The organism is Kitasatospora sp. NPDC018058, assembly GCF_044327205.1.
GTDB lineage: Bacteria > Actinomycetota > Actinomycetes > Streptomycetales > Streptomycetaceae > Kitasatospora.
In genome coordinates this window covers 1-1,047 of the sequence record NZ_JBIRFA010000159.1, presented here as the reverse complement: position 1 = coordinate 1,047, position 1,047 = coordinate 1, and the positions used below count along the sequence as shown (strand labels likewise).

General features: G+C 70.0%; 3 protein-coding genes. 1 reads left to right on the top strand and 2 read right to left on the bottom strand.

The annotated features are described in order from the left end of the window. Nucleotides 1–194: 194 nt before the first annotated feature. Both ACH4E7_RS45715 and ACH4E7_RS45710 read right to left on the bottom strand, forming a co-directional pair. Nucleotides 195–392, bottom strand: a complete 198-nt coding sequence (locus tag ACH4E7_RS45715) for a hypothetical protein (protein ID WP_129322861.1) — start codon at nt 390–392, stop codon at nt 195–197. After that, on the bottom strand, nt 389–664 hold the full coding sequence (locus ACH4E7_RS45710; protein WP_396255142.1) for a hypothetical protein: 276 nt from the start codon (nt 662–664) through the stop codon (nt 389–391). Before ACH4E7_RS45710 ends, ACH4E7_RS45715 begins: the two co-directional genes overlap by 4 nt. A 213-nt stretch (nt 665–877) precedes the next feature. On the opposite strand from ACH4E7_RS45710, the gene ACH4E7_RS45705 reads away from it, so the two are divergent. Next, nucleotides 878–1,047 (top strand): helix-turn-helix transcriptional regulator (locus ACH4E7_RS45705; RefSeq protein ID WP_396255143.1); only part of this gene is annotated, 170 nt, incomplete at its 3' end.

The following is a 1,047-nucleotide window of genomic DNA, read 5'->3' as shown; positions in this document are numbered from 1 at the left end:
CTGGTCACGGTGACGTTCAGTACCCCGAGCACAGACCATTGGGCGGACTACTGCGAATTACTGGTGCCACTCCTCAACAGCATTCGCCTCCGGCCTGCTCAGGAAGCCGAATTGGGCGCCCCGGCTCCCGAAGCGGCACCGTCGGTCGCGGGTGGCCCCGCCACGGCTTTCGGCTGAGCCCCGCGGCCGTCGGCCTACCCCTCCCGATGACGCGGGCAGGCGCACGGCGGCCAGACCTGCGTCAGCCCGTAGATGTCCGGTCGGTCGCCCGCCATGACGTGCACCGGCGCCCGCTCCTCGGTGACGACGCCCTCGCGGGTCGCCGTGTAGACCCGCAGCGTCATCAGCGACTTCCGGGGCGGTGGGCCCGGTGGCGTGGGGACGAGGCTCACCAGACCACCTCGGCGGGCTGCGGCCGGCGCTCGTAGGCGGCGTAGTACGGACGGACCAGGGGCGAGCGGTCGCCGTCCACCCTCGTCTCTGCGGGGTTGTGCCGGCGTACCCGCCCCGGCAGCGGCGGTGGGCTCCACGGCCGTACGAGGACGGTGCGGACGGGCTCCGGGCGGAGGTGTGCGCAGGGGCCTGCGGCCCGGTGCCGACCCGACGCCCGTGGAATCAGTAAAGCCCGCACGCGGGCGAGGCAACGGGCCATAGGCTCCAGCATGTTGACGCTCCTTATGGGTTGCGCGTTGACCATGCCCCGGGACCGTGTGCGCGGTCGCCGGGGCCCGTCGTGTGCCCGCCTCGGCGGATCATCACGTTCCGTGTTCACATCGTCGCCATGCGGCATACGCTGCGAAAGGGAGTAGCTCCTTACTCCTGCAGCCGTAAGGACGGAAGTGAGGCCGTGGCCAAAGAAATTGATCCCTCGGCATCGATGGCGGCGCTCTTCGCCACGCGACTGCGCAGACTTCGGCTGAACGCGGGGCTCACACAGGCTCAGCTGGGCCAACGCACCCATACGCATCCGACCCGTATCAACCAGATCGAACGGACCACCGGCGCCAAACCGACACTTGAGCTGGCACGGGCCCTGGACGAGGCGGT

Bases quoted from the DNA above. Each gene is read 5' to 3' on its own strand.
- ACH4E7_RS45710 (WP_396255142.1), bottom strand. From the start codon at position 664: ATGCTGGAGCCTATGGCCCGTTGCCTCGCCCGCGTGCGGGCTTTACTG.